The organism is Variovorax beijingensis (genome assembly GCF_007828835.1).
GTDB lineage: Bacteria > Pseudomonadota > Gammaproteobacteria > Burkholderiales > Burkholderiaceae_C > Variovorax > Variovorax beijingensis_A.
Map to the genome: position 1 here is coordinate 387,249 of NZ_VIVL01000002.1, position 26,692 is coordinate 413,940.

27 protein-coding genes are annotated in these 26,692 nt (G+C 67.6%); 15 read left to right on the forward strand and 12 right to left on the reverse strand.

All coding sequences use genetic code 11. The annotated features are described in order from the left end of the window. Positions 1-9: 9 nt before the first annotated feature. Together FB547_RS08140 and FB547_RS08145 are read left to right on the forward strand one after the other, a co-directional pair. Complete coding sequence (locus FB547_RS08140) at positions 10-612, forward strand: phenylacetic acid degradation protein PaaY (RefSeq protein WP_145741183.1); 603 nt, start codon at positions 10-12, stop codon at positions 610-612. 59 nt (positions 613-671) lie between these two features. Continuing rightward, positions 672-1,313, forward strand: coding sequence for a TetR/AcrR family transcriptional regulator (locus FB547_RS08145; RefSeq protein WP_025569679.1), 642 nt, complete (start codon positions 672-674; stop codon positions 1,311-1,313). Here FB547_RS08145 and FB547_RS08150 read toward each other — a convergent pair. The 4 genes from FB547_RS08150 to FB547_RS08165 form a co-directional block, all read right to left on the reverse strand. Next, on the reverse strand, positions 1,297-2,334 hold the full coding sequence (locus FB547_RS08150; RefSeq protein ID WP_025569678.1) for a VWA domain-containing protein: 1,038 nt from the start codon (positions 2,332-2,334) through the stop codon (positions 1,297-1,299). The two genes, FB547_RS08145 and FB547_RS08150, sit on opposite strands and share 17 nt — an antisense overlap. Next, a complete protein-coding gene (locus FB547_RS08155) occupies positions 2,331-3,320 on the reverse strand; it encodes a DUF58 domain-containing protein (protein ID WP_145741185.1) in 990 nt (329 codons plus the stop codon). The genes FB547_RS08150 and FB547_RS08155 overlap by 4 nt, the downstream gene beginning before the upstream one ends. A gap of 109 nt (positions 3,321-3,429) precedes the next feature. Then, positions 3,430-4,443, reverse strand: a complete 1,014-nt coding sequence (locus FB547_RS08160; protein WP_145741187.1) for an AAA family ATPase — start codon at positions 4,441-4,443, stop codon at positions 3,430-3,432. A gap of 48 nt (positions 4,444-4,491) precedes the next feature. Then, the gene (locus tag FB547_RS08165) at positions 4,492-5,484 is read right to left on the reverse strand and encodes a S1C family serine protease (protein WP_145741189.1); all 993 of its coding nucleotides are present in this window, start codon (positions 5,482-5,484) and stop codon (positions 4,492-4,494) included. A gap of 91 nt (positions 5,485-5,575) precedes the next feature. Between FB547_RS08165 and FB547_RS08170 the strand changes: the two genes are divergently transcribed. The 7 genes from FB547_RS08170 to FB547_RS08200 all read left to right on the forward strand — a co-directional run bounded on the left by FB547_RS08170 (position 5,576) and on the right by FB547_RS08200 (position 12,291). Next, a complete protein-coding gene (locus FB547_RS08170; protein ID WP_145741191.1) occupies positions 5,576-6,436 on the forward strand; it encodes a TatD family hydrolase in 861 nt (286 codons plus the stop codon). 133 nt (positions 6,437-6,569) lie between these two features. After that, positions 6,570-6,983, forward strand: a complete 414-nt coding sequence (locus tag FB547_RS08175) for a hypothetical protein (RefSeq protein WP_145741193.1) — start codon at positions 6,570-6,572, stop codon at positions 6,981-6,983. Between the two features lie 78 nt (positions 6,984-7,061). After that, entirely contained in the window at positions 7,062-7,589 is a 528-nt protein-coding gene (locus FB547_RS08180) for a DNA-deoxyinosine glycosylase (RefSeq protein WP_145741195.1), read from the forward strand. Then, positions 7,589-8,371 (forward strand): spermidine synthase, encoded by a 783-nt coding sequence (locus tag FB547_RS08185; protein ID WP_145741197.1) that lies wholly within the window; start codon positions 7,589-7,591, stop codon positions 8,369-8,371. Before FB547_RS08180 ends, FB547_RS08185 begins: the two co-directional genes overlap by 1 nt. Then, positions 8,368-10,155, forward strand: a complete 1,788-nt coding sequence (locus tag FB547_RS08190) for a GspE/PulE family protein (RefSeq protein ID WP_145741198.1) — start codon at positions 8,368-8,370, stop codon at positions 10,153-10,155. The genes FB547_RS08185 and FB547_RS08190 overlap by 4 nt, the downstream gene beginning before the upstream one ends. Before the next feature lie 117 nt (positions 10,156-10,272). Further along, positions 10,273-10,761: a tripartite tricarboxylate transporter TctB family protein gene (locus tag FB547_RS08195; RefSeq protein ID WP_145741200.1), complete on the forward strand. Its 489-nt coding sequence runs from the start codon at positions 10,273-10,275 to the stop codon at positions 10,759-10,761. A 15-nt stretch (positions 10,762-10,776) separates the two neighbouring features. Continuing rightward, positions 10,777-12,291 carry a tripartite tricarboxylate transporter permease gene (locus tag FB547_RS08200; protein WP_145741202.1) on the forward strand — a complete coding sequence of 505 codons (1,515 nt, stop codon included), beginning with the start codon at positions 10,777-10,779 and terminating at the stop codon, positions 12,289-12,291. Between the two features lie 51 nt (positions 12,292-12,342). Here the strand turns inward: FB547_RS08200 and FB547_RS08205 are convergent, their stop codons facing one another. Continuing rightward, on the reverse strand, positions 12,343-13,272 hold the full coding sequence (locus FB547_RS08205; protein WP_145741204.1) for a LysR family transcriptional regulator: 930 nt from the start codon (positions 13,270-13,272) through the stop codon (positions 12,343-12,345). Positions 13,273-13,369: 97 nt separating this feature from the next. Between FB547_RS08205 and FB547_RS08210 the strand changes: the two genes are divergently transcribed. The 4 genes from FB547_RS08210 to FB547_RS08225 are packed head-to-tail and all read left to right on the forward strand — an operon-like array spanning position 13,370 to position 17,763. After that, positions 13,370-14,344 (forward strand): Bug family tripartite tricarboxylate transporter substrate binding protein, encoded by a 975-nt coding sequence (locus tag FB547_RS08210; protein ID WP_145741206.1) that lies wholly within the window; start codon positions 13,370-13,372, stop codon positions 14,342-14,344. A 12-nt stretch (positions 14,345-14,356) separates the two neighbouring features. Continuing rightward, on the forward strand, positions 14,357-15,970 hold the full coding sequence (locus FB547_RS08215; RefSeq protein WP_145741208.1) for a gamma-glutamyltransferase family protein: 1,614 nt from the start codon (positions 14,357-14,359) through the stop codon (positions 15,968-15,970). A 21-nt stretch (positions 15,971-15,991) separates the two neighbouring features. Then, positions 15,992-16,942: a DMT family transporter gene (locus tag FB547_RS08220; RefSeq protein ID WP_145741210.1), complete on the forward strand. Its 951-nt coding sequence runs from the start codon at positions 15,992-15,994 to the stop codon at positions 16,940-16,942. A 26-nt stretch (positions 16,943-16,968) separates the two neighbouring features. Next, positions 16,969-17,763, forward strand: coding sequence for an SDR family oxidoreductase (locus FB547_RS08225; protein WP_145741212.1), 795 nt, complete (start codon positions 16,969-16,971; stop codon positions 17,761-17,763). Positions 17,764-17,800: 37 nt separating this feature from the next. Here the strand turns inward: FB547_RS08225 and FB547_RS08230 are convergent, their stop codons facing one another. Beyond that, complete coding sequence (locus FB547_RS08230; RefSeq protein WP_145741214.1) at positions 17,801-18,709, reverse strand: DMT family transporter; 909 nt, start codon at positions 18,707-18,709, stop codon at positions 17,801-17,803. 101 nt (positions 18,710-18,810) lie between these two features. Between FB547_RS08230 and FB547_RS08235 the strand changes: the two genes are divergently transcribed. Then, complete coding sequence (locus tag FB547_RS08235) at positions 18,811-19,794, forward strand: quinone oxidoreductase family protein (RefSeq protein ID WP_145741215.1); 984 nt, start codon at positions 18,811-18,813, stop codon at positions 19,792-19,794. Between the two features lie 122 nt (positions 19,795-19,916). Beyond that, positions 19,917-20,327 carry a response regulator gene (locus FB547_RS08240; protein WP_145741216.1) on the forward strand — a complete coding sequence of 137 codons (411 nt, stop codon included), beginning with the start codon at positions 19,917-19,919 and terminating at the stop codon, positions 20,325-20,327. A 15-nt stretch (positions 20,328-20,342) separates the two neighbouring features. On the opposite strand, the gene FB547_RS08245 is transcribed toward FB547_RS08240, so the two are convergent. The 6 genes from FB547_RS08245 to FB547_RS08270 form a co-directional block, all read right to left on the reverse strand. Next, positions 20,343-22,004 (reverse strand): Na/Pi cotransporter family protein, encoded by a 1,662-nt coding sequence (locus FB547_RS08245; protein ID WP_145741218.1) that lies wholly within the window; start codon positions 22,002-22,004, stop codon positions 20,343-20,345. A gap of 64 nt (positions 22,005-22,068) precedes the next feature. Continuing rightward, entirely contained in the window at positions 22,069-22,926 is an 858-nt protein-coding gene (locus FB547_RS08250) for a phosphodiesterase (protein WP_145741219.1), read from the reverse strand. Further along, positions 22,923-23,984, reverse strand: a complete 1,062-nt coding sequence (locus FB547_RS08255) for an ABC transporter ATP-binding protein (RefSeq protein WP_145741221.1) — start codon at positions 23,982-23,984, stop codon at positions 22,923-22,925. The genes FB547_RS08250 and FB547_RS08255 overlap by 4 nt, the downstream gene beginning before the upstream one ends. Then, a complete protein-coding gene (locus FB547_RS08260) occupies positions 23,974-24,774 on the reverse strand; it encodes an ABC transporter permease (protein WP_021005985.1) in 801 nt (266 codons plus the stop codon). Before FB547_RS08260 ends, FB547_RS08255 begins: the two co-directional genes overlap by 11 nt. 16 nt (positions 24,775-24,790) lie before the next feature. Beyond that, positions 24,791-25,618 carry an ABC transporter permease gene (locus FB547_RS08265; protein ID WP_145741223.1) on the reverse strand — a complete coding sequence of 276 codons (828 nt, stop codon included), beginning with the start codon at positions 25,616-25,618 and terminating at the stop codon, positions 24,791-24,793. 13 nt (positions 25,619-25,631) lie between these two features. After that, entirely contained in the window at positions 25,632-26,648 is a 1,017-nt protein-coding gene (locus tag FB547_RS08270; protein WP_370878937.1) for an ABC transporter substrate-binding protein, read from the reverse strand. Positions 26,649-26,692: the final 44 nt, after the last annotated feature.

A 26,692-nucleotide genomic window follows, 5' to 3' on the forward strand; every position in this document is an offset into this window, starting at 1 on the left:
ACCGATCGAATGCCCAGCTACGCCATCGACGGCGTGATTCCCGTCGTCGACCCGACGGCCTACGTGCACCCCAGCGCCGTGCTGATAGGCGACGTGATCGTCGGCCCCGGCTGCTACGTCGGCCCCTGCGCCAGCCTGCGCGGCGATTTCGGCCGCATCGTGCTGCAGGAAGGCTCCAACGTGCAGGACCATTGCTGCATCCACGGCTTTCCCGACCAGGACACGGTGGTCGAGGTCAACGGCCACATCGGCCACGGCGCGATCCTGCACAGCTGCATCGTGCGGCGCGATGCGCTGGTGGGCATGAATGCGGTGGTGATGGACGAGGCCGAGATCGGCGAGCAGGCCATCGTCGCGGCCTGCGCCTTCGTGCCGGCCGGCATGAAGGTGCCGGCGCGCTCGCTGGTGGCGGGCATTCCGGCCAAGGTGAAGAAGATGCTGAGCGAGGAAGAAATCGCCTGGAAGCTCGAAGGCACGCAGACCTACCAGGCGCTCACCGTGCGCAGCCTGGCCAGCCTGCGCGAGGTCGCGCCGCTGCAGCAGATGGAGCCCGGCCGCCCGCGGCTGCCCGCTTCCGAGGTGCGTTCGCTGATCGCGACGAGGCGCGGCTAGCTTCGTGCAAGATCACGGCCTGTCCGCAAGCACTGCAATCAAGGAAGAAAGAAGACCCGATGCCGCGTGGAAGATCCGCCACCTATGACGACCAGCGCGAGTTCATCCTGGCGCAGGCCGCCCAGCTGTTCGCGCGCCGCGGCTATCCCGCCACTTCGATGAACCAGGTGGCCGAGGCCTGCAATCTCTCGAAGGCCACGCTCTACCACTACTACAAGGACAAGAGCAGCCTCTTGATCAGCATTGCCGAGACGCACGTGTCCAAGCTCGCGGCGCTGGTGGCCGAGGAAGAGGCGTCGACGCACACCGACGAGGAGCGCCTGCGCCGCTTCATCTACCGCATCGTCGAGGAATACGCCGGCGCGCAGGACGCGCACCGCGTGCTGACCGACGACGTGCGCTTTCTGGAAGAAGAAGACCGCGAGCGCGTGCTGAACCAGGAGCGCGAGGTGGTGGCGGGCTTTGCACGTGCCGTGTCGGCATTGCGGCCGGGCGCGCCGAGCGACGACCTCGCCAAGCCGCTGACCATGCTGCTGTTCGGCATGATCAACTGGATGTTTACCTGGATGAAGCCCGGCGGCCGGCTCGACCATGCGTCCATTGCGCCGATCGTGGCCGACCTGTTCCTGGGCGGCATCGGGGCGGTGAAGTCGCCGCCTGCCGTTTCACGGCCCGGCGCTTCCGTCAAAGAATCCGGTTGAACCAGAGCAGCGACAGCCCCGCCGACAGCAGCGTGAGGATGGCCGCGCCGAGTGCAAAGAGCGCCGAGATCTCGGTTTCCTTCTTCTCGACCGTGAGCCGCGAGCTCAGCGTTTCGTAGACCTTCTTCAGGTCGGCGGCGGTTCCGGCGTAGAAGTATTCGGCCTGGGTCTTGTTAGCCACGGCCTTGAGCGTTTCCTCGTCGAGCCGCACGCGCATCGACCAGCCTTCGAAGCCGATGGTCTCGCCGTCGACCGTGCCCACGCCCACCGTGTAGATGCGCACGCCGCGATCCGCCGCGGCCTTGGCGGCATCGAGCGGATCGACCCCCGTGGTGCGCTGCCCGTCGGTCAGCATGATGATGGCGGCGGAGGTGTAGGAGCCCGGCGCCACCGGGGTGAACTCCTTGGCCTGCTTTTCCGCCTGGTCGATCGGCGTGCCGCGCTGGCGGCTGGGCGCGCTGAACTGGGAGACGTCGATGCCCGCGTCGGGGAACAGGGTGGCGAGCGACACCACGATCGCGTTGCCCGTGGCGGTGGCGCGCTGCAACTGGAAGCTGTCGATCGCGGTGATCAGGTCGTCATGGTTGGTGGTGGGCAGCTGCGCCACCTGCGCGCTGCCCGCGAAGGCCACGATGCCCACCTTGACGTGGCGCGGCAGATCCTTGATGAAGCTCTTGGCCGCTTCCTGCGCCGCGACCAGCCGGTTGGGCAGCACGTCGGCCGCGCGCATGCTGCCCGACACGTCCATCGCCAGGATGATGGTCTGCTGGTTGGACGGCAGCATCACCACCGCCATCGGCCGCGCGGCGGCCACCAGCATGGCGGCCATGGCCAGCAGGAACAGGAAGGGCGGAATGTGCCGGCGCACGCTCTGGCCGGCGCCCATGGCCTCGCGCACGATCGACAGGCTCGCATAGCGCACCGCGAGCTTCTTCTTGCGGCGGATCAGCCAGATGTAGAGCAACACCAGCAGCGGCAAGGCCGCCAGCAACCAGAGGAATTGAGGCCAGAGAAATGTCATGCTGCCACCGCCTTCATGCTGCCCGGGCCGATGCGCATGCGGCGCTTGCGCAGGTCGGCGAAACGAACGATGGCTTCCACCAGGTCGTCGCTGGTCGAAAGCTCGAGTGCGTCGACACCCGCTTTCGCGAGCGCAGCGCGCAGCGTGGCCTCGCGCTCGGCCGCCAGGCGTGCAAAGCGCTTGCGAAAGCCGGCGTCGTGCGTGTCGACCCAGAGCTGCTCGCCGGTTTCCGCGTCGCGCAGCGGCACCAGGCCGAGGTCGGGCAGCTCGAGTTCGAGCGGGTCGAACAGGCGCACGGCAATGACTTCATGCCGCTGCACCAGCTGGCCGAGCGGGCGTTCCCAGCCGGGCTCGCTCAGGAAGTCGGACACCACGAACACGGTGGAGCGGCGCGGCATCAGCATGGCCGCCGATTTCAGCAGGTCGGCCAGGCGCGTCATGCCCTTTTGCGCGGGCGCGGCCTCGGCCTTGCCAGCGCGCCGCTCCATCGCATGCAGCAGGTGCAGCACGTGGCGGCGGCCGCTGCGCGGCGGAATCACCGCTTCGAGGTCGGTGCCGTAGACCAGTGCGCCCACCCGGTTGCCGTGGCGCGTGAGCAGCCGCGCGAGCACGCCGACGAAGCCGGCCGAGATTTCGCGCTTGGCCTTGAGGCCCGAGCCGAAATCGACCGAGCGGCTCAGGTCGAGCACGAACCAGGCCGCCATCTCGCGGTCTTCGGTGAAGACGCGCACATGCGGCGTCTGCAGGCGGGCGGTGACGTTCCAGTCGATGTGGCGCACGTCATCGTGGTGCTGGTATTCGCGCAGGTCGGCCAGGTCGAGCCCGGTGCCGCGCATCAGCGTGCGGTAGTCGCCCTGCAGCAGGCCGTCGAGACGGCGGATCACGGTCCATTCGAGCCGGCGCAGCGCGCGTTCGGCCCCACCGGCCTCGGCGATGAGCCGTTCGTCGTTCGCGGCCGCAGGGGCCTTACGCCACCAGCTTTTCATATGGAGCAAGGGAACACCGCGGAACCGGCTTTGCCGGGCCGCTGGTGTTGCCCCCTTGAGGGGGGAGTCGAGCTACACGAAGTGAGCGAGGGACGGGGGTGGGTTTCATTCAGGCCACCAGCTTTTCATGTTCCAGGGGTTTGGGAGGAGCGGGAACGGCCCTCATGATCTTCTCGATCAGGCTGTCGGGTGTGAGGCCTTCGGACAGGCCCTCGTAGGAAAGCGTCACGCGATGGCGCAGCACGTCGGGCACCAGCGCGGTCATGTCCTCGGGCAGGGCATAGCTGCGGCCGCGCAGCAGCGCGAGAGCGCGCGCGCCTTCGGTCAGGCTGATGCTCGCGCGCGGGCTCGCGCCGAAGGTGATGAAGCGGCGCATGTCCTTCAGCCCGTGCTTGTCGGGCGTGCGCGTGGCCGACACCAGCTTGACCGCATACTGGATGAGCGAAGGGTCGACGTACACGCGCCGCGCCTCCGCCTGCAGGGTGGCGAGCTGTTCGGTGGTTGCCACCGGATTGACCTCGACCAGCGAGCCGATCACGCGCTGGACGATGACGAACTCTTCCTCGTCGCTCGGGTAGTCGACCAGCACCTTCATCATGAAGCGGTCGACCTGCGCCTCGGGCAGCGGATAGGTGCCTTCGGTCTCGATCGGGTTCTGCGTGGCCATCACCAGGAAGGGGCGCGGCACCTTGTGCGTCTCGCCGGCGATGGTGACCTGGCGCTCCTGCATCACTTCGAGCAGTGCGCTCTGCACCTTGGCCGGCGCACGGTTGATTTCGTCGGCCAGCAGCAGGTTGGCGAACACCGGGCCGAGCGAGGTGCTGAACTCGCCGGTCTTCTGGTTGTAGATGCGCGTGCCCACCAGGTCGGCCGGCACCAGGTCGGGCGTGAACTGGATGCGCTTGAACTGGCCGCGCACGGTATCGGCCAGCGTCTTGACGGTGAGCGTCTTCGCAAGGCCCGGCACGCCCTCGACCAGCAGGTGCCCGCCCGCGAGCATGGCCACCATCACGCGCTCCAGGAAGCGGTCCTGGCCCACCACCACGCGCTTGACCTCGTAGAGGATCTGCTCCATCAGCTCGGCCGTGGCGGGAGAGGTGGAAAAGGGGTTCTCTGTGCTCATGCGGGGACCTCTTGTTGAACGATCGAAACTGGGCGCGTTCCTGCGGGCCTAGAACGGCGGCGAACCGGCGGCCGAGGCCGCGTTCTCGATGGGCACCGCAAACCCGATGCCGATGAAGGTGCGCTGCTGCGTGGGATTGAGGATGGCGGTGACGATGCCGAGCACCTCGCCGTCCATGTTGATCAGCGGGCCGCCCGAGTTGCCGGGGTTGGCGGCCGCGTCGAACTGGATCAGGTTGCCCAGTTCCTGCTTGCCCTCGGGCGAGCGGAACGAGCGCTTCAGGCCCGACACCACGCCGGCCGACACCGAGGGGCCGATGCCGAACGGAAAACCGACCGCGGCCACCTGGTCGCCGGGCTGCAGGTCTGCGGTCGAGCGCATGGCGGCGGGAATCAGGTCGTCGGGGATCTTCTGGGCCTGCAGCACCGCGAGGTCGTTCTCGGGCTGCACGCCGGTGATGGTGGCCACGGCCTCGAGCCCGTCGGAGAAGGTGACCTTGATGGTTTCGGCGCCGGCAACCACGTGCAGGTTGGTGAGGATCACGCCCTTGTCGACGATGACCACCCCGGTGCCCACGCCGCGCTCGACCTCGCCCGGGGGCGCATCGGCTTCGGGCGGCTTGCCCTTGGCCATGTTGCGGCCGCGCTTCTGGATCCTGGCCTCGGGCGTGGCCTTCTCGGGGCCGTAGCCGACCACCCGCACCACCGAGGGCCGCACGATCTCGGCGGCCTTGGCGGCGGGCGAGGGGAGTGTGTGGGTCTGCAGCGTGCGCAGCACGGCCGAATCGATGTCCTTCTGCGTCAACGCCTTGCCCTGCCGGGGCCACCACGTGGCACCACCCGCAACGAGCGCGGTGCACAGCACGAGGAGGAACGCGAAACTGCGCCGGCCCGGCTGCCAGCCGGCCTTGGCGTGCGGCGGGGGTGGCGCGCCGTTGCCCGCTGCGCCCTCGGGCGACGGCACGGCCGCCTCATCGGCCGCGGGATCGGCCGCTTGAGGCAGCGTGCGGGGCGAACGGCTGTAGAAAGCGGGCCTGCGCATCGGGGCACCTCCGGCAAGGGATGACGGGTCAGTAGGGAGTCACAGTAGCACGCTTTCTTCTGCCTTGCATCCCTTCGGGCATCATCTCGCCATGGCTGTTTTTGTCGATACCCACTGCCACCTCGACGCGCCCGAATTCGGTGCGGAAATGCCGCTCATCCGTGCGCGGGCGGCCGAACGCGGCGTCGCGCTGTGCGTGATTCCCGCCGTGGCGGTCTTCAATTTCGCGACCGTGCGCGAACTGGCGCAGGTGCAGGGCGATGCCTATGCGCTCGGAATCCATCCGCTGTGCACCGGCAATGCAGAGGAGGCCGACCTGGAGACACTCGATGCCGAGCTTGCCGCGCGCCGCGGCGATCCACGGCTGGTCGCGGTCGGCGAGATCGGCCTCGACTACTTCGTGGAAGGGCTGGACAGCGACAAGCAACAGCACTTTTTTCACACTCAGTTGCAACTCGCGCGCAACCACGATCTGCCGGTGCTCATCCACGTGCGCCGCTCGGTCGACAAGGTGCTCAAGCACCTGCGGCAGACCGCGGCCGGCCGGCCGTGGCAGGGCATTGCCCATGCGTTCAATGGCAGCGAGCAGCAGGCCAGGGCCTGCATCGAGATCGGCCTGAAGCTGGGCTTTGGCGGTGCCGTGACCTTCGACCGCGCATTGCAGCTGCGGCGGCTGGCGGCCACGCTGCCGCTCGAATCGATGGTGATGGAAACCGATGCGCCGGACATCCAGCCGCACTGGATCTATCGCACGCAGGCGCAGCGTGCGGCCGGTGAATCGCAGGGCCGCAACGAACCCGGCGAACTGCCGCGCATCGCAGAAGTGGTGGCGCAATTGCGCGGCATCGGTATCGATGAACTGGCCGAGGCCACGACTCGGAATGCGCTCAGAGCCCTGCCTCGGCTCGAAAGTCTTCTCCCCTTGTCGGAAGCCCGGCCGCACCGCGCGTAGGCCGATACCCCGTCTTGCGCTTGCGCAAGCGAGGCGCGCATTTTTACTGTCATCCTTGGCGTTCGAACTGGCGTTGCTTGTTCAGTGGCAAGTCTGTCACTCCAACTCTTCATCCAACAAGGAGTCTTTACACATGACCACCTCTTTCATTCGCACCGTGCCCGTCGTGCTCGCCCTCGCGCTCGCCTCCATCGGCGTGTCCGCCGTGGCCCAGACCACTGCGCCGGCCACCGCCACGCCGGCTCCGGCCACCGCGGAACCCAGCACCACCGAAAAGGTGAAGGAAGCCGGCAAGGACGCCGTCGATGCCACCAAGCGCACGACCAAGAAGGCCGTGAACGCCACCGAGCGCGGCACCAAGAAGGCCTGGAACGCGACCAAGCGCACCACCAAGAAAGCCACCAACGCCACCAAGAGCGTGGCCGCCAAGACCGGCGACGCCGTGGAGACCGCCGGCCACAAGACGGCCGACGGCATGCGCAGCGCCGGCAAGGCGATCGGCGAGAAGGTGCCCGGCACCGCCGAGAACGAAGCCGCCAAGAAGTAATCGGAATTCGCTTTCGGAAAAACCCGCTTCGGCGGGTTTTTTCATGGGCGGGCGACAGTGCCAAGATAGAGCCCATCCATGAACCTACCCGCCGCATCCGACACCCGCAGCCCCGTGCTCACGGGCCTGGCCCCCATCGTCTCGCCCGCCACCGTCGTACTGATCCTGGGCAGCTTCCCGGGCGTGCGGTCGCTCGAACTGCAGCAGTACTATGCGCATCCGCAAAATCAGTTCTGGAAAATCTTGCAAGCCGTTTGGCCCCACCATCCGCTCCCCGTGGGCGAAGACAGCTATCCCGGGAAGAAAAAGTGGCTGCTCGAGCGCGGCCTGGGCGTATGGGACGTGTATGCGGCCTGCGAGCGCGAGGGCAGCCTCGACTCCGCCATCCGCGCGCCGGTGGCCAATGACATCGCGGGCCTGCACCTGCCCCGGCTGGCGGCCATTGCGCACAACGGCGGCGAGAGCTTCAAGCATGCGCGCCACACGCGCACCCTCGGGGTGCCGGTCTACCAGCTGCCTTCCACCAGCCCCGCCAACGCGTCGTGGAGCTTCGAGCGCAAGCTCGCAGCCTGGCGCGAGGTCTTTGACGCCCACCACCTTCTTTGATGGCCACGAGCAAAACTCCCGTTCTTCCCGAAGTCAACTTTTCCGACTGGGGCGACATCCGCTACCTGCACCTGGGCACCGAATGGGTCCAGGGCTCGATGAAGCTCGACGCGCCGTTCGAGATCGAGCTCGAATACGTGCAGCGCATGATGGCCTGGCTGCTGTTCGCCGACCCGAAGAGCCTGGCCGGCCGCCATGCGATGCAGCTGGGCCTCGGTGCGGCCACGCTCACCAAGTTCTGCCGCAAGACCCTGCGCATGCGCACCACCGCGGTGGAGCTGAATCCGCAGGTGGTGTCGGCCTGCCGCGGCTGGTTCAAGCTGCCGGCCGACGACCCGAAGCTGCGCGTGGTCATTGCCGATGCCGCGCAGGAGATCCGCAAGCCCGAATGGCAGGGCACGGTCGATGCACTGCAGGTCGACCTGTACGACCATGAGGCCGCCGCGCCGGTGCTCGACAGCGAAGACTTCTACGCCGATTGCCGCGCGCTGCTCACCGAGGACGGCTGCATGACGGTCAATCTCTTCGGCCGCTCGTCGAGCTACGAACGCAGCCTCGAGAAGATCGCCGGTGCATTCGGCGCCGACGCGGTCTGGGCCTTCAAGCCGACGCGCGAAGGCAACACGGTGGTGCTGGCGCAGCGAGCACCCAGCCGGCCCAAGCGCGAAGCCCTTGCCGAGCGCGCCCAAACGATCCAGACTCGATGGGGCCTGCCCGCGCCCAAATGGCTGCGCGTGTTCAAACCGCTGAATCCCACCCTCACCCGACCAACCGGCCCATGAGCGCTGTTTCTGCTACCGCATCCCCGGCCGCCCGCCACGAAGGCCCGCTCGACCTGCGCCGCCTGATCGAATGGCTTGCCGCCGACGGCATGATTTCTCCGGTGGAAGCCAAGCGCACCATCGCGCGCTGTGCCCAGGCCGAGAGCCGGCAGGCGCCGCTGGTGCGGCTGGCCAACGTGGCCATGACGCGCGAAAGCGACGGCAAGCCGCTCGATCTCGAAATGCTCACGCAGTGGCTCTCCGGCCGCGCGGGGCTGGCCTACCTGCGCATCGATCCGCTCAAGGTCGACGTGGGCAAGGTTGCCGACACCATGAGCGCGGCCTATGCCGAGCGCCACAAGGTGCTGCCGGTACAGGTGCTGCCCAATGAAGTGGTGGTGGCCACGGCCGAGCCCTTCCTGACCGACTGGATCGCCGAGGTGGAGCGCCAGTCGCGCCGCACGGTGCGCCGCGTGGTGGCCAACCCCACCGACATCCAGCGCTACACGGCCGAGTTCTTCGCGCTCGCCAAGTCGGTGCGCGCCGCGCAGAAAGCCGGCGGCAACACCGGCGGCGCGAGCTTCGAGCAGCTGGTGGAGCTGGGCAAGAGCACCAAGCAGCTCGACGCCAACGACCAGAGCGTGGTGCAGGTGGTCGATTGGCTCTGGCAATACGCCTTCGACCAGCGCGCGAGCGACATCCACCTGGAGCCGCGCCGTGAGCAGGGCGTGATCCGCTTTCGCATCGACGGCATCCTGCATCCGGCCTACCAGATGCCCATGGGCGTGATGAACGCCATGGTGTCGCGCATCAAGCTGCTGGGCCGCATGGACGTGGTCGAGAAGCGCCGCCCGCTCGACGGCCGCATCAAGACGCGCAACATGCGCGGCGACGAAGTCGAAATGCGCCTGTCCACCCTGCCGACCGCCTTCGGCGAGAAGATGGTGATGCGCATCTTCGACCCCGACACCGCGGTGAAGGACCTCGACGCGCTGGGCTTCGCGCAGCACGACGCGCAGCGCTGGGAGCAGCTCGTCACGCGGCCCAACGGCATCATCCTGGTGACCGGGCCCACCGGCTCGGGCAAGACCACCACGCTGTACTCCACGCTCAAGCGCGTGGCCACCGAAGAGGTCAACGTGAGCACGGTCGAAGACCCGATCGAGATGATCGAGCCTTCGTTCAACCAGACGCAGGTGCAGCCGCAGCTCGATTTCGGTTTTACCGAAGGCCTGCGCGCGCTGATGCGGCAAGACCCGGACATCATCATGGTCGGCGAGATCCGCGACCTGGCCACGGCCGAGATGGCGGTGCAGGCCGCGCTCACCGGCCACCTGGTGTTCAGCACCCTGCACACCAACGATGCACCGAGCGCCATCACCCGGCTGATGGAGCTCGGCGTGCCTTCCTACCTGATCAACGCCGTGATGCTCGGCGTGCTGGCCCAGCGGCTGGTGCGCACGCTGTGCCCCAACTGCAAGCAGCCCGACGACACGGTCACGCGCGAGAAGCTCGAGACCATCGTCAAGCCCTGGCAGATCACCGGTTCGGTGCGCGCCTACAAGCCCGTGGGCTGCGTCGACTGCCGCATGACCGGCTACATGGGCCGCATGGGCCTGTACGAGCTGCTGAGCATCAGCGAAGACTTCAAGGCCCAGGTCACCAAGGAGCCCAACCTGGCCGGGCTGCGCCGGCAGGCCGTGATCGACGGCATGCGCCCGCTGCGCCTGGCCGGGGCGCTGCGCATCGCCGAAGGCGTCACCACCATTGAGGAAGTGCTGAGCGCGACGCCGCCGCTGGAGTGAACGGCAGCGGCGAGGCCCAGGGGTTATCCCTAGGCTTTCGGTTAGTGGAATCCACATCGGGCTGACCGCCAGCTGACTCGACAATCTCGCATCGAAATTTGTTCGAGGAGACTGTTCGTGAAAATCAAGAGTCAGAAAGACTTTTTCTCGGGACTGATGTTTACGGTCGTGGGCGTGGCGTTCGCATGGGGCGCCACCACCTACAGCGTAGGCAGCGGCGCCCGCATGGGGCCGGGTTACTTCCCGTTGATGCTGGGCATCCTGATGGCCGTCATCGGCCTGGGCATCATGTTCAGCGGCCTGACCGTCGAAACCACCGACGGCGAAAAGATCGGCAAGTGGGCCTGGAAGCAGGTCGTGTTCATCCTGGGCGCCAATCTCGCGTTCGGCATCCTGCTGGGCGGCCTGCCGAGCATCGGCGTGCCGGCCATGGGAATGATCATCGCCATCTACGCGCTCGTGATCATCTCGAGCCTGGCGGGCCATGAGTTCAAGCTCCCCAGCGTGCTGATCCTGGCCACCGTGCTGGCCGTCGGCAGCTATGTCGCCTTCATCTGGGCGCTCAAGCTGCAGATCCAGGTCTGGCCGACCTTCATCACCGGTTGAGAAGAAAGCGCGCAAATGGAATTGTTTGAACACCTCTCGATGGGTTTTGGCGTTGCCTTTACCTTCACCAATCTGCTGTACTGCCTGGTCGGCTGCATCCTGGGCACCTTGATCGGCGTGCTGCCGGGCATCGGTCCGGTCGCGACCATCGCGATGCTGCTGCCCGCCACCTACGCACTGCCGCCCGTGTCGGCGCTGATCATGCTGGCCGGCATCTACTACGGCGCGCAGTACGGCGGCTCGACCACCGCCATCCTGGTGAACCTGCCGGGCGAATCCTCCTCCGTGGTGACCGTGATCGACGGCTACCAGATGGCGCGCAAGGGCCGTGCGGGTCCGGCGCTGGCCGCTGCGGGCCTGGGCTCGTTCTTTGCCGGCTGCGTCGGCACGCTGATCCTCGCGGCCTTCGCGCCGCCGCTGACCGAGCTGGCCTTCAAGTTCGGTCCGGCCGAGTATTTCTCGCTGATGATCCTGGGCCTGATCGGCGCGGTGGTGCTGGCCTCGGGCTCGCTGCTCAAGGCCATCGCCATGATCGTGCTGGGCCTCCTGATGGGCCTGGTGGGCACCGACGTGAATTCGGGCGTGGCGCGCTACAGCTTCGACATTCCGGAACTCACCGACGGCATCGGCTTCGTGGCCATTGCCATGGGCGTGTTCGGCTACGGCGAAATCATTGCCAACCTTTCGCGTCCCGACGACGAGCGCGAAGTGTTCACCGCCAAGGTCTCGGGCCTGTTCCCGACCAAGGAAGACTTCAAGCGCATGATCCCCGCGGTGCTGCGCGGCACGGCGCTGGGTTCGGCGCTCGGCATCCTGCCGGGCGGCGGCGCGCTGCTGGCGGCCTTCGCGGCCTACACCATCGAGAAGAAGACCAAGCTGCAGCCTGGCGAAGTGCCGTTCGGCAAGGGCAACATCCGCGGCGTGGCGGCGCCCGAGTCGGCCAACAACGCCGGCGCGCAGACCTCCTTCATCCCGCTCCTGACGCTGGGCATTCCGCCCAACGCGGTGATGGCGCTGATGGTGGGCGCGATGACCATCCACAACATCCAGCCCGGCCCGCAGGTGATGACCAGCAACCCCGAGCTGTTCTGGGGCCTGATCGCCTCGATGTGGCTGGGCAATGCGATGCTGATCATCCTGAACCTGCCGCTGATCGGCATGTGGATCAAGCTCCTGTCGGTGCCCTACAAGTTCCTGTTCCCGGCGATCGTGCTGTTCTGCGCGATTGGCGTGTACTCGACCAACAACAACACCTTCGACATCTGGATGGTGGGCATCTTCGGCCTGGTGGGCTACACCTTCTTCAAGCTGGGTTGCGAGCCTGCCCCGCTGCTGCTGGGCTTCATCCTCGGGCCGATGATGGAAGAGAACCTGCGGCGCTCGCTGCTGCTGTCGCGCGGCGACTGGAGCGTGTTCGTCACGCGCCCGATCTCCGCCAGCCTGCTGGCCGCCGCGGCGCTGCTGCTGGTGATCGTGCTGCTGCCGGCCGTCAAATCGAAGCGCGAAGAAGCCTTCGTCGAGGTTGACTGAGGGCTCGATTGACAGCGACCCAAGAGGCGCCTTCGGGCGCCTTTTTCTTTTTCAGGGCCTGCTGGCTGCTCTTGGCGGCTTCATGTGCTGGCGCGCCATGGTGAGGAAGGCCATGGCTGCGGGACTGAGCGGATGCTTGGCGAGGCGGATGGCGACGACCGGGTACTCGAGCACCGGGCGCGTGACGGCCACCGCGCGCAGGTTGCCGGGCATCAGCACCTCCACATAGCGCGGCAGGAGCGCCACGCCTGCGCCCGCCTGGATCAGGCCGAAAGCCGTCGACAGCATCGACACGTGGTGGACCACGCGCGGATACACATTGGCCATGCTCGAAAGCTGGCGGCTCACGGCGCGCCACACGTTGGCGTCGGGGTTCACATGGATGAAGGGCAGCGCCTCGAGCTGCCGGGCATCGACCACCACGCGCTGTGCCAGCGGATGGTCGTCGCGCACGAACAGTGCCATGCGCTCGGTGAACAGCGGCTCGGTCGCGAGTTCGGAGTGTTTCTGCCCGATATCGGAACCGAAGCCCAGGTCGGCCTCCTGCGAGAGGATGCGCGAGATCATCTGCTCCGCGGTGCTGTCGAGCAGCGTGGTTGCCAGCGTGGGGTGCTTCTGCGAGAACCGGCCGAGCATCGGTGGCAGCAGGGCGCCCGCCGTGAGGTGGCCCACCGCCAGCACCACGCGTCCTTCGCGCAGCTGCGACTGCGAGCGGCAGGCGTCCACCGATTCATCGATCAGCCGCAACGCGCGCACGGCGGTCTCGACCATCATCTGGCCCGCGCCCGTCAGCTGGATGCGGCGGCCCCGCACCACCAGCGGCTGCCCGAGTTCTTCCTCCATGCGCTTGACCAGGTGGCTGATCGCGGGCTGCGTCAGCTGAAGGGCTTCCGCCGCGAGCGTGAAGCTGCCCGATTCGGCCACCGCCGCCAGCGCGCGCAGCTGCTGCAGGGAGACTTCTTCCGCCGCGTTCCTTGCCATAAACCGAACTCATAGTTGAATAACTCGAATTATCTGGCTTGATGCCGGTGCGCTGCATAGCATGCGAGCTTTTCTCCACCGGGCCAGAATCAGCACCATGAAAAGAATCCAGTTCCTCCAAGCGGCCGCAGCGGCGCTTTGCGTGGCTGCGTCGACGCCCGGCCTGGCCCAGGGCTACCCGAACAAGCCGGTGCGGCTCATCGTGCCGTTCCCGGCGGCCGGCGCGACCGACCTCTTTGCCCGCACGCTCGGGCAGAAGATGGGCGAAAAGCTCGGCACCACGCTGGTCATCGACAACAAGCCGGGCGCAGGCGGCGCCATCGGCTCGGACATGGCCGCGAAGGCGCCGGCCGACGGCTACACGCTGCTGCTGGCCACCACCAGCACCCACTCCATCGGGCCGGCCATCACCAGCAAGCTGCCCTACGACACGGTGCGCGACTTCACGCCCATCGCGCACGTGGGCGATGCGCCGAGCATCATGCTGGTGCCGGTCAATTCGCCCGCGAAGACCGTGCGCGAATGGATAGCCTACGCACAAAAGAATCCCGGCAAGCTCAACTACGCCTCCAGCGGCAACGGCACCATCGTGCAGCTCACGGCGGAGCTGTTCAAGGCGCAGGCCGGCGTGTTCGTGACGCACATTCCCTACAAGGGCACGGCGCTGGCCATTCCCGACCTGATCAGCGGCAAGGTCGACGTGCTGTTCGACTCGCTGCCCACCGGCATGCCGCACGTGCGCGACGGCCGGTTGCGCGCGCTGGGCGTTACCACGCTGAAGCGCAGCCCGCTCGCGCCCGAGCTGCCGCCGATCGCCGACACGCTGCCGGGCTTCGAGTCGAACACCTGGTTCGGCTTCTACGGCCCCAAGGGCCTGCCGACGGACATCGTGGCGCGCGTCAACAAGGCCGCGAACGAGGCGCTGGCCGATCCCGAGGTGAAGGAAAAGCTTTCGCGCCTGGGCATCGAGCCTGCTGCTGCCGGAACGCCCGAGCAGTTCGCCAGGATGGTGGCGGCCGACGCCGCCAAGTGGAAAAAAATCGTGGTCGAGCGCAAGATCAGCAACGAATAGCGAGCACATCCCATGAACTTCGACTTCAGCAACCCCTATCTCTCCACCCGCATTCCGATCTTTGCGCGCAACGTGGTGTCCACGTCGCATCCGCTCGCCTCGCAGGCGGGGCTGCGCATGCTGCAGCAGGGCGGCAATGCCGTCGATGCGGCCATTGCCACGGCGGCCGTGATGACGCTGGTCGAGCCCGTGAGCAACGGCCTGGGCAGCGACGCCTTCTGCATCCTGTGGGATGGCAAGGAACTGCACGGCCTCAACGCCTCGGGCCGTGCGCCCAAAGCCTGGACGCCCGACTACTTCAAGGCCAAGTACGGCGCCGATGCCGCCACGCCGCCGATGCGCGGCATCGATTCGGTCACCGTGCCGGGCGCGGTGCGAGGCTGGGTGGCGCTGAGCGAGCGCTTCGGCAAGCTGCCTTTTGCCGACCTGCTGGCGCCGGCCATCGACATTGCCGAGCGCGGCTACCTGGTGCCGCCGGTCGTGCAGCAGAAATGGGCCGCCGCGGTGCCGGTGCTGGCCTCGGTGGCGGGCTTCGCGCAGACCTTCATGCCCTGGGGCCGGGCGCCCGAAGTGGGCGAGCTGTTCCGCTTCACGGCCGCCGCGCGCGCGCTCAAGGCCATTGCCCGCACCAAGGGCGAGGCCTACTACAGCGGCGAGATCGCCGAGGCGCTCGCCAGGTTTTCGAAAGAGCAGGGCGGCTCGCTCACGGTGGCCGACCTCTCGGCCTACCAGCCCGAATGGGTCCAGCCGATCTCGCGCGACTACCGCGGCCACACGCTGCACGAGATTCCGCCCAACGGGCAGGGCATTGCGGCGCTGATCGCGCTCGGCATCCTCGAGAAGTTCGACATCGCCTCGCTGCCGGTCGACTCGGTGGCTTCGCAGCACCTGCAGATCGAGGCGATGAAGCTCGCCTTCGCCGACGTCTACCGTTACGTGTCGGAGCCATCGTCGATGACGGTGACACCCGCGCAAATGCTCGATGACTCCTACCTGGCATCGCGTGCGAGACTCATCGACGTGAAAAAGGCACAGGACTTCAAGGCCGGCAACCCCGTCAAGGGCGGCACCATCTACCTCACGGCGGCCGACGAGAGCGGCATGATGGTGAGCTTCATCCAGAGCAACTACATGGGCTTCGGCTCGGGCTGCGTGGAGCCCGAGTTCGGCATCAGCCTGCAGAACCGCGGCCATGGCTTCAGCCTCAAGGCCGAGAGCCCGAACGTCGTGGCGCCGGGCAAGCGGCCGTTCCACACCATCATTCCGGCCTTCCTCACCAAGGACGGCCAGCCGGTGATGAGCTTCGGCGTGATGGGCGGCAACATGCAGCCGCAAGGCCACATGCAGACGCTGGTGCGCATGCTCGACTACAAGCAGAACCCGCAGGCCGCCTGCGATGCGCCGCGCTGGCGCTTCAACGCGGGGCTCGAGATCAACGTCGAGGCCGCGATGAATCCGGCCACGGTTCAGGGCCTGCGCGAGCTCGGCCACCACCTCGACGTGATCGACGACTCCTACCAGGACTTTGGCGCCGGCCAATTCATCTGGCGCGCAGGCGATCCATCGGTCGAAGGCTACGTGGCCGCCAGCGATCCGCGCCGCGACGGCCTAGCTGCAGGCTTTTGACAGCTACGCGATGATCGGGGAATGACCAAGTCCGCCGTACAGACCGGCATTCCCCCTTCTTCCGCAAGCGGCGCAAGGAGCATTGCGCCCGGCCTCATCCTCGCCTCGCTGGGCGCGGTCGCGTTCAGCGGCAAGGCCATCATCGTCAAGCTGGCCTACCGCTACGGCGTGGATGCGATCACGCTGATCATGCTGCGCATGCTGTTCGCGCTGCCGCTCTTTGCGCTGATGGCGTGGTGGGCCGGCCGCGGCAAGCCCGCGCTCACGGGGCGCGACTGGTTCGGCGTGGTGGGGCTCGGCTTCTCGGGCTATTACCTTGCGAGCTTTCTCGACTTTGCGGGGCTCGCCTACATCTCGGCCAGCTTCGAGCGGCTCATCCTTTATCTCAACCCCACGTTGGTGCTGCTGTTCGGCTGGCTTTTGTACCGGCGGCGCGCCACGCGGCCGCAGGTGCTCGGCATGATCGTGAGCTATGCCGGCGTGCTGCTCGTGTTCGGGCATGAGCTTTGGATCGGCGGTGGCGGCAAGGGTGGCGGGGCGGCGGCCTGGGGCACCTTCCTCGTGTTCCTGAGCGCCGTGAGCTATGCGGGCTACCTTGTCTACAGCGGCGAATTCGTCAAGCGCCTGGGCTCGCTGCGGCTTGTGGGGCTGGCCACCACCGTGGCCTGCCTGCTGTGCATCCTGCAGTTCGTGCTGATGCGGCCGATGAGCGCCGCATTGCAGGTGGCACCCGAGGTCATCTGGCTGTCGGTGCTCAACGCCACGCTGTGCACGGCGGTGCCTGTCCTCATGGTCATGATGGCCATCGAGCGCATCGGCCCGGCCATGGCCGCGCAAACCGGCATGATCGGGCCGCTGTCGACCATCCTCATGGGTGTGGTCATACTCGGCGAGCCGTTCACCGCGTGGATCGCGGCCGGCACGGTGCTCGTGATTGCGGGCATCTTCGTTTTCACACGCATGGGGCGCTAGCGTCCCTGCAGTCAAGGAGCAACAACATGGATTTGGGCATTGCAGGCAAGACCGCGCTGGTGTGCGGCGCGAGCAAGGGACTCGGCTACGGCTGCGCCGAGGCACTGGTGCGCGAGGGCGTGAACGTGGTCATCGTGGCGCGCGGCGCCGAGGCGCTGGAAGCGGCGGCTGCGAAGCTGGCCGCAGCGGCAGCCGGCTCGCCGGCGCCTTTCGTCAAGCACGTGGCCGCCGACATCACGACGGAGGCCGGCCGCGCCGCGGTGTTCGCGCTGGGCCACGACTTCGACATCGTCGTCACCAACGCCGGCGGCCCGCCCCCGGGCGACTTCCGCAACTGGGACCGCGAGGCCTGGATCAAGGCCGTCGACGCCAACATGCTGACGCCCATCGAGCTCATCAAGGCCACGGTCGACGGCATGGCCAAGCGCGGCTTCGGCCGCATCGTCAACATCACCTCGAGCTCGGTGAAGTCGCCCATCGACATCCTGGGCCTCTCCAACGGTGCGCGCAGCGGCCTCACGGGCTTCGTGGCCGGCGTGGCGCGCACTCCCATCGCCGCGCAGGGCGTGACCATCAACAACCTGCTGCCCGGCTCCTTCGACACCGACCGCCTCAAGGGCACGATGGCAGGCACGGCCCAGAAGACCGGCCAGGACTTCGACACCGTGTGGGAAGCCCGCAAGAAGAACATCCCGGCCAGGCGCTTCGGCACGCCGGCCGAGTTCGGCGCGATCTGCGCCTTTCTCTGCAGCATGCAGGCAGGCTACATGACGGGGCAGAACGTCCTTGCTGACGGCGGCGCCTACCCTGGCACGTACTGAGCTCGCCCCCAGGCTTCGCGCACGTCGCGTCGCGCGCCTATCGGCGCCGTGAGGACACCACGATCCCGCCCACGATCAGCGCGAAGGCCGCACCGTGGTACCAGTGCGGCGGCTCGCGCAGGAAGGCCGCGGACAGCAGCGCGGCGAACAGCGGCGTGAGGTTCATGAAGAAGCTCGCCGCCTGCGGCCCCGCATGCTGCACGCCGCTGCCCCAGCAGCGGTAGGCCAGCACGGCCGGGCCGATGCCGATGAAGGCCAGCGCCGCCAGCAGCGGCCATCCGAGTTCCATGCGCGCATCGGTCAGCATCCATTCTCCGGCCGCGAACAGCCCCGACCATGCGAGGCCGAACACCAGCTGCGCCATCAGGAACGCGGCCCAGTCCTGCCGCACGCCCTGCGGCTCCCGCGTGCGCGCGAGGAACCAGCTGTAGAACGCCCAGGCGATGGTGCCCAGGATCATGTAGAGATCGCCCGGCACCAGCCGCAGCGCGAGCAGCTGCCGCCATTCGCCGCGGCTCAGCACCAGCAGCACGCCCAGCATCGAGAGCAGCGAGCCGCCGATCTCGCGACCGCTGACACGGGCGCCGAAGAAAATGCCGCCCACCGCCAGCATCCACAGCGGCAGGCTGGAGCCCACCAGCGTGACGTTGATCGGCGCGGAGGTCTGCAGCGCCAGGTACTGGAACGCGTTGTAGCAGCCGATGCCCAGCAGCCCCAGCACCGCGTAGCGCTTCCAGTGCGGCCACATCGGGCTGTCGCGGCGCAGCACCGGCCACGCGAGCGGCAGCAGCAGCACGAACGCGATGACCCAGCGCACGAAGTTCAGCGTGAGCGGCGACACCAGGTCGCGCACCAGGCGGCCGACCACCGCATTGCTCGCCCACAGCAGCGGCGGCACGGTGAGCAGGAAGACGGTGGACGGCGTGAGGCGCTGCTGGATCTGCATGGCCGCCGACTCTACCGGGCATCACCCGCCCCCGCCGCGCGAAGGCCAAACGTGGCACGATGCGCCTCTTCTTTTTTGTGCCACTGGAGACTGCAAAGATGATGAGCAAAGCCGTCCGTATCGACCGCCATGGCGGTCCCGAGGAACTGAAGATCGTCGACGTGGAGGTGGGCGAGCCCGGCCCCGGCGAGATCCGCATCCGCCACAAGGCCGTAGGCCTGAACTTCATCGACACCTACCAGCGCAGCGGGCTCTATCCGTTCCAGATGCCGCTGCAGCTGGGCATGGAAGCCTCGGGCGTGGTCGAGGCGGTGGGCGAAGGCGTGGCGCACCTGAAAGCCGGCGACCGCGCCGCGTACGCGAGCCAGCCGCCCGGCGCCTACAGCGAGCTGCGCGTGATGCCGGCCAAGAACGTGTGCAAGCTGCCCGATGCGATCTCGTTCGAGACCGGCGCGGCCATGATGCTCAAGGGCCTCACGACGCAATACCTGCTGAAGAAGACGCTGCCGGTGGAGGGCCTGCAGCCCGGCGACTTCATCGTGTTCCACGCGGCGGCCGGCGGCGTCGGCCTGATCGCCTGCCAGTGGGCCAAGGCCCTGGGCCTGCAGCTGATCGGCACCGCGGGCAGCGATGCCAAGTGCAAGCTGGCCCTGGCGCACGGCGCGGCGCATGCGATCAACTACAGCACCGAGAACTTCGCAGCCCGGGTGAAGGAGATCACCGGCGGCAAGGGCGTGAAGGTGGTGTACGACTCGGTCGGCAAGGACACCTGGGAAGGTTCCATCGACTGCCTGCGCCCCTTCGGCCTTTTGGCCGTGTTCGGCAACGGCTCGGGCCCGGTGCCGCCGATCAGCCTGGGCACGCTCGCGTCCAAGGGCTCGCTCTACGTGACGCGGCCGACGCTGTTCACGCACATGGCCACGCGCGAGAGCACGCAGGCAATGGCGGACGACCTGTTCGCCGTGGTGCAGAGCGGCGCCGTGAAGATCCCGATCGACCAGCGCTATGCACTGGCCGACGTGCAGCAGGCCCACCGCGACCTGGAAGCGCGCAAGACCACCGGCTGCACCATTCTCACGCTCTGAGTCCGGGCCGTGGCGGGCCCGCTGCAGGGCCAGCCCTGTCCTACCCGGGGTGGGGTGTCATGCCTGCGTCTTGTGCAAGGTGCACTTTGTAGCCTTCAGCAAAGCCAGCGAAGGCCAGCGCCATGGACACTGTCAGAACCTTCATCGTCGAGGACAACCCCGCCATCCGCGAGAACCTGGCCGGAACCCTGCGCGAGGTGGCGCGGATCGATCCGGTGGGCCAGGCCGAAACGCAGGACGAGGGCGCGCGCTGGCTCGCAGGCAACCTCTCGCAGTGGGACTTGGCCATCGTCGACCTGTTCCTCAAGGATGGCACCGGCTTCGGCGTGCTCGAAGCCTGCCGCAACCGCGATCCGAACCAGAAGATGGTGGTGCTCAGCAACTACCTGACCCCGGAGATGCGCCGCAAGTGCGCGCAGCTGGGCGCCGACGCGGTGTTCGACAAGGCCACCGAACTCGACGACCTGATCGATTTCTGCCTGCGCCGCCGGCAGGAGCAGTTGATGGCGCCGCGGTTGCCGACGGCGCACTGACCGCTGCGCGCCGGATCAGCCCTCGATCTTCCCGAGCCGCGATTCGCGCAGGCGGCTCGGCGCCAGCGCGCCCGCCGATTCCAGGATCGGATAGGCAATGGAGCAGATGTGCGAGTTGATCCGCTTCAGGTCGCTGATCAGGTCGATGTGCAGCGAGCTGGTCTCCATGCTCAGCGTGGTGCGGTCGGAGAGCCGGTCGAGGTGGGTGGTGGCATAGGCCCGCTCGAGGTCGCGGAAGCGGGCTTTCTCCTGGAGCAGCCGCTGCGCGTCGCGCACGTTGCCATTCAGGAAGACGCTCATGCTCAGGCGCAGGTTGGCGACCAGCCGTCCGTGCAGCTCCACGATTTCCGCCATGCCCGCCTCGGAGAAATTGCGCTGCGGCTTGATCTTCTTGTCCTCGATGTCGATGATCACGCGCTCGATGATGTCGCCGATCTGCTCCATGTTGATGGTGAAGCTGATGATGTCGGTCCAGCGCCGGCTTTCTTCCTCGCCCAGCGCCTCGCGCGAGATCCGCGTCATGTAGTACTTGATGGCCGAGTAGAGCTCGTCCACCGTGTCGTCCAGCTGCCGCAGTTCCTGCGCCAGGCGCAGGTCGTTGTGGCGGATCACGTCGAGCGTGCCGATGAGCATGGTCTCCACCACGTCGGCCTGGTGCAGCGCCTCGCGCGCCGCGTTCGAAATGGCGAGCGAGGGCGTCGAAAGGGCCGACGGGTCGAGGTGGTGCGGCCGCGTCGAGCTGGCCGGCAGCGGCGGCACCGGCAGCACCTTGGTGACCAGCGTGGCGACCCACTGCGTGAGGCCGATGAAGCCCACGCTGATGATCACGTTGAACGCCAGGTGGAACAGCACCACGCCGTGGGTCGCATTCGGCACGTGCGGCTGCACATGGCGCAGCCAGAGCCCGACGAAGGGCGCGAGGATGGCCACCCCCAGCGCCTTGAACAACAGGTTGCCCACCGTGACCTGGCGCACCGGCACGGCGGACTTGGCCGTGGTCAGCACCGCCAGCAGGCCGCTGCCGAGGTTGGCGCCCAGTACCAGCCCGAGCGCGACGTCCAGCGGCACCACGTTGGAGCTGGCCATGGCCGCCACCAGCAGCACCACGGCCAGGCTCGAATAGGCCACGATCGCCAGCGCGGCGCCGATGGTGATCTCGAGCAGCACGTCGCTGTTGAGCGAGGCCAGCAGCACGCGCACGGCCGGCGCTGAAAAGAGCGGCTCCGTCGCCTCCACCACCAGCTGCAGCGCCAGCAGCATCAGCCCCAGGCCGATCAGCACCCGCCCCACGCGGCCCGCCACGCTGGCCGAGCGGGAAATGAACAGCACCACCCCCACGAAGATGAACATCGGCGACAGCCAGGACAGGTCGGCCGAGAACAGCACCGAGATGAGCGCCGTGCCGATGTCCGCTCCGCGCATCACCGCCAGCGCCGCCGGCAGCGTGACCAGGCCCTGCCCCACGAAGGAGGAAGTCATCAGCGAAGTGGCGGTGCTCGACTGCACGAGGGCCGTGACGCCGATGCCCGAGAGCGCGGCCGTGAAGCGGTTGCGCATGCTTTGCACCAGGATCTTGCGCAGGTTGGCGCCGAACACGCGCAGCACGCCCGTGCGCACGAGGTGCGTGCCCCACACCAGGAGGGCGACGGCGGCGAGCAGGTTCAGGAGGTGCTTCATGGATGCCGGTTTCTATCCTTTTCGTTTTTGTTCGTTTGCGGCCCCATTTTCCACATGTATGGCCTCAGTCGATCAACGCTCCGTTGTCATGGAAGGGAAAAGGGCCTTCGAAGGTACCGGAAGCCGCCAGATGGGTCACGAGCCGGCCGTCCCGGGCCGACCAGGCATGGACCCTGAAGCCCGGCGGCTCCAGCGTCCAGGCCGAGGCCGCATCGGGCGACAGGTCCAGGCAGACCTGGTGCGCCGGCGCCGGCGAAGTCGATGCGATGGTGCCGCCGAAGCGCACGTCGATGGCGCGGTGCAGGTGGCCGCAGATCACGCGCTCCACGTTGCCATGCCGCGCAACCAGTGCTTCGAGCGCCTCGGCGCCCTGCAGCAGGCCGATCTCGTCCATGTGGCCGATCAGCGTGCGGAAGGGCGGGTGGTGCATGGCAATCACCACCGGTTCGCCGCGGCAGGCGTCGAGCTGTTCCTCGAGCCAGGCCAGGCGTTCGCCGCAGAGTTCGCCGTGGCTCGCGCCCGGCACGCAGGTGTCCAGCGTGAGCAGGCGCAACGCGCCCACGCGCACCGAATACTGCACGAAGCCGGCCGAGCCCACGCCCGCCGCCAGATGGGCATGGCCGGGGAAGCTGCGGCGCAGCTGGCCGCGCTCGTCATGGTTGCCGGGCATCAGGTAGACCGGCATCGCGAGCGGCGCCAGCAGGCGCGCCAGGTGCTCGTATTCGGCCGCGCGGCCGAAGTCGCTGAGGTCGCCCGTGATCACGACGGCGTCGGGCTGCTGCGGCAGCCGCAGCACCGACTGCACCGCGCGCTCCAGGTAGGGCGCGGTGTCGATGCGGCCATAGGCCAGGCGTCCCGGTTCGCGGATGTGCAGGTCGGTCAGCTGGACCAGGAAAGTGGTGTCTTGTGTCGTTGTCGTCATGCGCTGGTCTCCTGCGAGGTCATCAGGCGGTCGGGCAGGATGCGCAGGCCCACCGGATCGCCGGGGCCGAAAGGCGTGTCGCGGCCCACATCGGCCACGAGCAGGGGCTGGTCCTGCATGCGCAACTGCAGCTGCACGCGGTCGCCGAGGAAGGTGCGGCGCTCGACCGTGGCGGCGCCCCAGTCGGGCCGCGGCGCACCCACTTCGACGTCTTCCGGCCGCACCAGCAGCATCGCATGGCTGCGCCAGGCGGGCGGGCAAGGCAGGGTGCTTCCGCCGAGTCGGACAACGCCTTGCGCAATGGCGTCGGCCTCGCGCGCGAGGCGGTTGACGCGGCCCAGGAACTCCGCCACGAAGGGATGCGCCGGCGCGCGGTACAGCTCTTCGCCGCGGCCGATCTGCACGATGCGCCCGGCGCTCATCACCGCCAGGCGGTCGGCAATGGCCATCGCCTCCTGCTGGTCGTGCGTGACGTGGATGGCCGTGATGTGCAGGCGGCGCAGCAGTTCGGCGAGCTCGTCGCGCAGCGACTCCTTGAGCTTGGCATCGAGCGCGGCCAGCGGCTCGTCCAGCAGCAGCACGCGCGGACGCACGGCCACGGCGCGCGCCAGCGCCACGCGCTGCCGCTGGCCGCCCGAGAGTTCGGCAGGGCGCTTGTTCTCCAGCCCGCCCAGGCGCGTCAGCTCGACCAGCTCGCCCACTGCGCGCCTTTCCTCTGCCGGCGCCACGCCGCGGATGCGCAGCCCATAGCCGATGTTGGCCGCCACCGTCATCTGCGGGAAAAGCGCATAGCTCTGGAACACCATGCCGACGCCGCGATGCTCCACCGGCCGCCCGGTGACGTCCTGCCCGCCGAACACGATGCGGCTGCCTTCGTCGGGCGCTTCGAGCCCCGCGATCAGCCGCAGCAGCGTGGTCTTCCCGCAGCCCGAGGGCCCGAGCAGCGCGAGCACTTCGCCCGCCTCCACATGCAGGTCGGTCGGCAGCAGGCCGCGCGTGCCGTCGGCGTAGGTTTTCGCGCAATTCGCGATGTCGATGGGGACGCGTTCAAGTTCCATGGCGTTTCTGCATCAGGTTGGCAAGGTATTGAAGGCCCCACAGCACCGGAAGGATCACGGCGAAGAAGACCAGCGTGTAGGCCGATCCGATCTCGATGCGCATCGAGGCATAGCTGTCGGCCAGGCCCACGGGCAGGGTGCGCGTGAGCGGCGTGTGCAGCATCCACGTGAGGTTGAACTCGCCCACCGAGAGCGTGAACACCATCAGGCTGCCGGCGACGATCGCGGGGAACACGGCGGGCACGAGGATGCCCATGAAGCGCTGGCGGAAGTTGGCGCCCAGCGAGCGCGCCGCCTCTTCGAGCGCGAGCAGGTCGTCGCGCTGGAAGGCCGAGCTCACGGTGCGCACCATGAACGGCAGCGTGAACACCATGTGGCCCACGAGGATGAAGGCGAAGCTCTGGCGGAAGGCCGTGAGCTGGCCGTAGGCGAGGATCAGCGCCAGCGCGGTGGCCAGGCCCGGCACCGCCACCGGCAGCGTGAGCAGTTCCTCGAAGATGTGCGCCGCGCGCGAGCGGCTGCGTGCCAGCGCATAGGCGCAGGGCACGCCCAGCAGCACGGTGCCCACCACGCAGGCCAGCGCCAGCGCGAGCGACCAGCCGACGGTGCCGCCGTAGTTCTCCCACACCTCGCCGAGCCAGCGCAGCGTGAGGCCGCTCTTCAGGCCGGCGCTGTAGTTGTTGACCAGCCCCGCCATCACCGACAGCAGCATCGGCGCGATCATGAAGAGGCTCACAAGCACGGTGATGGCCAGCAGGAAGGGCGCCCTGGGTTGCGTGTTCTTGCGCATGAGGCAATTCCTTCGATCAGCGTGCGACCGGGTTGGCGCCGAAGCGCCGCGCGGCGAACAGCACCAGCCAGGTCACGAGGCCCAGCGCGATCGACAGCGATGCGGCGAGCGCGAAGTTGGCGTAGTTGGTGAACTCGTTGTAGATGGTGATGGGGATCACCTCGAACTTGCTGGCCAGCGTGAAGGCGGTGCCGAAGGCGCCCATCGAGGTGGCGAACAGGATCGCGCCGCATGCGAGCGTGGTGGGCGCGAGCTCTGGCAGCCACACGTCGCGTGCTACCCGCAGGCGCGAGGCGCCGAGCGAACGCGCGGCTTCTTCGAGCTGCATGTTCATGGCCTCGGCCGCGGCGGCATAGGTGGCAATGGCGCGCGGCAACGAGAAGTAGAGGTAGGCCAGGAACAGGCCGAGCAGGCCATAGGCGAAGGTGATGCGTTCGCCGAACAGGCTGTCGCCGAGGTCCGCCACCAGCCCTTGCCGCCCGCCGAGCAGGATCACGAAGAAACCGATGATCACGCCCGGAAAGGACAGCGGCAGCGTGAGCAGCGACAGCAGCATGCGCTTGCCTGCGAAGGTGTGCCGCGCAAGGTAGATGCCCACGGCGGCGCCCAGCACCAGCGTTGCCAAGGTCACCGCCACCGACAGTGCCACGGTGTTGGCCATGCTCTGCAGGTAGCGCGAGTCGGTCAGCACAGCGAAGTAGGTGGCCCAGCCCTTGCTCGCCGGCAGCGTGAGCAGGCGCACCACCGGCAGCAGCCAGAAGGCCGCGAAGAACACGGCGGCAGGAGCTGCGCAAGCGAGCAGGCGCCAGCGTGGGTTCCAGGCGTTGGCCGACGACGACTTCATGGCGCGGGCTTCTTCAGCGTACTTCCTTGAGATAGCGGTCGGAGAACGCCCGCTGCGCCTCCGCCATGCGCGCGTAGTCCACGCTCTTGGCGCGTGCGTATTCGCTGGCCGGCAGGAACTGCGCCTCGATGTCCTTGGGCATTGCGCTCGTGCGCACCGGCCGCAGGTAGGCCTTGGCCCAGATCGCCTGGCCTTCGTCCGACAGCACGAAGTCGAGCACCTTCTTGCCTTCCGCGGCATGCGGTGCCTTGGCAACCAGGCTCATCACGTAGGGCACGGCCAGCGTGCCTTCGCTCGGGATGACGAAGGCGACGTTGGCCTTGTCCTTGTACTTGGCGCGGTAGGCGTTGAAGTCGTAGTCCAGCAGGATCGCGATCTCGCCCGACAGCACGCGCGCGTAGGAGGTCTGCTTGGGCACGATGGGCTCGTTCTTCTGCAGCGCCTTGAAGTAGTCGATGGCCGGCGCGAAGTTGTCGAGCGTGCCGCCGCGCGCCTCGTTCACGGCCACTGCGCCGACATAGCCCACGAAGGCCGAGGCGGGATCGAGGTAGCCGATCAGGCCTTTGTATTCGGGCTTGAGCAGGTCGGCCCACGACTTCGGAACCGGCTTGCCCTTGAGCGCATCGACGTTGACCATGAAGCCGAGCGTGCCCGAATGGATGGTGAACCAGTTGCCGGCCGGGTCCTTCAGGCCGTCGGGAATGTCTTTCCACGCAGCCGGCTTGTAGGGCTCGACCACGCCTTCCTTCTGTGCCTGCACTGCGAAGGTCACGCCCAGGTAGGTGACGTCGGCCACGGGGCTCGCCTTCTCGGCCACCAGCTGCGCAAGCGACTGACCCGAATTCTTGTTGTCGGCCGGCACGGTGATGCCTGTTTTTGCCTTGATGGCCTTGAGCTGCGTGCCCCAGTCGGCCCACTCGGTGGGGCAGTTGTAGCAAATGGCGGTCTGGGCCATGGCCGTGCTGCCGGCGGCGAGCGCGGCAGCCAGCAGGCCCAGGCGGGCCATGCGCGAGAAGCGGGAAGTCAGCATGAAGGAGCTCCTTGGAGGGTGAGAGGCGGTAGCGGGTTGAGTGA

Excerpts from the sequence above, each read along its gene's own strand:
- FB547_RS08140 (WP_145741183.1), top strand. The coding sequence starts at position 10 with ATGCCCAGCTACGCCATCGACGGCGTGATTCCCGTCGTCGACCCGACG.
- FB547_RS08145 (WP_025569679.1), top strand. The coding sequence starts at position 672 with ATGCCGCGTGGAAGATCCGCCACCTATGACGACCAGCGCGAGTTCATC.
- FB547_RS08150 (WP_025569678.1), bottom strand. The coding sequence starts at position 2,334 with ATGACATTTCTCTGGCCTCAATTCCTCTGGTTGCTGGCGGCCTTGCCG.
- FB547_RS08155 (WP_145741185.1), bottom strand. The coding sequence starts at position 3,320 with ATGAAAAGCTGGTGGCGTAAGGCCCCTGCGGCCGCGAACGACGAACGG.
- FB547_RS08160 (WP_145741187.1), bottom strand. The coding sequence starts at position 4,443 with ATGAGCACAGAGAACCCCTTTTCCACCTCTCCCGCCACGGCCGAGCTG.
- FB547_RS08165 (WP_145741189.1), bottom strand. The coding sequence starts at position 5,484 with ATGCGCAGGCCCGCTTTCTACAGCCGTTCGCCCCGCACGCTGCCTCAA.
- FB547_RS08170 (WP_145741191.1), top strand. The coding sequence starts at position 5,576 with ATGGCTGTTTTTGTCGATACCCACTGCCACCTCGACGCGCCCGAATTC.
- FB547_RS08175 (WP_145741193.1), top strand. The coding sequence starts at position 6,570 with ATGACCACCTCTTTCATTCGCACCGTGCCCGTCGTGCTCGCCCTCGCG.
- FB547_RS08180 (WP_145741195.1), top strand. The coding sequence starts at position 7,062 with ATGAACCTACCCGCCGCATCCGACACCCGCAGCCCCGTGCTCACGGGC.
- FB547_RS08185 (WP_145741197.1), top strand. The coding sequence starts at position 7,589 with ATGGCCACGAGCAAAACTCCCGTTCTTCCCGAAGTCAACTTTTCCGAC.
- FB547_RS08190 (WP_145741198.1), top strand. The coding sequence starts at position 8,368 with ATGAGCGCTGTTTCTGCTACCGCATCCCCGGCCGCCCGCCACGAAGGC.
- FB547_RS08200 (WP_145741202.1), top strand. The coding sequence starts at position 10,777 with ATGGAATTGTTTGAACACCTCTCGATGGGTTTTGGCGTTGCCTTTACC.
- FB547_RS08205 (WP_145741204.1), bottom strand. The coding sequence starts at position 13,272 with ATGGCAAGGAACGCGGCGGAAGAAGTCTCCCTGCAGCAGCTGCGCGCG.
- FB547_RS08210 (WP_145741206.1), top strand. The coding sequence starts at position 13,370 with ATGAAAAGAATCCAGTTCCTCCAAGCGGCCGCAGCGGCGCTTTGCGTG.
- FB547_RS08215 (WP_145741208.1), top strand. The coding sequence starts at position 14,357 with ATGAACTTCGACTTCAGCAACCCCTATCTCTCCACCCGCATTCCGATC.
- FB547_RS08220 (WP_145741210.1), top strand. The coding sequence starts at position 15,992 with ATGACCAAGTCCGCCGTACAGACCGGCATTCCCCCTTCTTCCGCAAGC.
- FB547_RS08225 (WP_145741212.1), top strand. The coding sequence starts at position 16,969 with ATGGATTTGGGCATTGCAGGCAAGACCGCGCTGGTGTGCGGCGCGAGC.
- FB547_RS08230 (WP_145741214.1), bottom strand. The coding sequence starts at position 18,709 with ATGCAGATCCAGCAGCGCCTCACGCCGTCCACCGTCTTCCTGCTCACC.
- FB547_RS08235 (WP_145741215.1), top strand. The coding sequence starts at position 18,811 with ATGAGCAAAGCCGTCCGTATCGACCGCCATGGCGGTCCCGAGGAACTG.
- FB547_RS08240 (WP_145741216.1), top strand. The coding sequence starts at position 19,917 with ATGGACACTGTCAGAACCTTCATCGTCGAGGACAACCCCGCCATCCGC.
- FB547_RS08245 (WP_145741218.1), bottom strand. The coding sequence starts at position 22,004 with ATGAAGCACCTCCTGAACCTGCTCGCCGCCGTCGCCCTCCTGGTGTGG.
- FB547_RS08250 (WP_145741219.1), bottom strand. The coding sequence starts at position 22,926 with ATGACGACAACGACACAAGACACCACTTTCCTGGTCCAGCTGACCGAC.
- FB547_RS08255 (WP_145741221.1), bottom strand. The coding sequence starts at position 23,984 with ATGGAACTTGAACGCGTCCCCATCGACATCGCGAATTGCGCGAAAACC.
- FB547_RS08260 (WP_021005985.1), bottom strand. The coding sequence starts at position 24,774 with ATGCGCAAGAACACGCAACCCAGGGCGCCCTTCCTGCTGGCCATCACC.
- FB547_RS08265 (WP_145741223.1), bottom strand. The coding sequence starts at position 25,618 with ATGAAGTCGTCGTCGGCCAACGCCTGGAACCCACGCTGGCGCCTGCTC.
- FB547_RS08270 (WP_370878937.1), bottom strand. The coding sequence starts at position 26,648 with ATGCTGACTTCCCGCTTCTCGCGCATGGCCCGCCTGGGCCTGCTGGCT.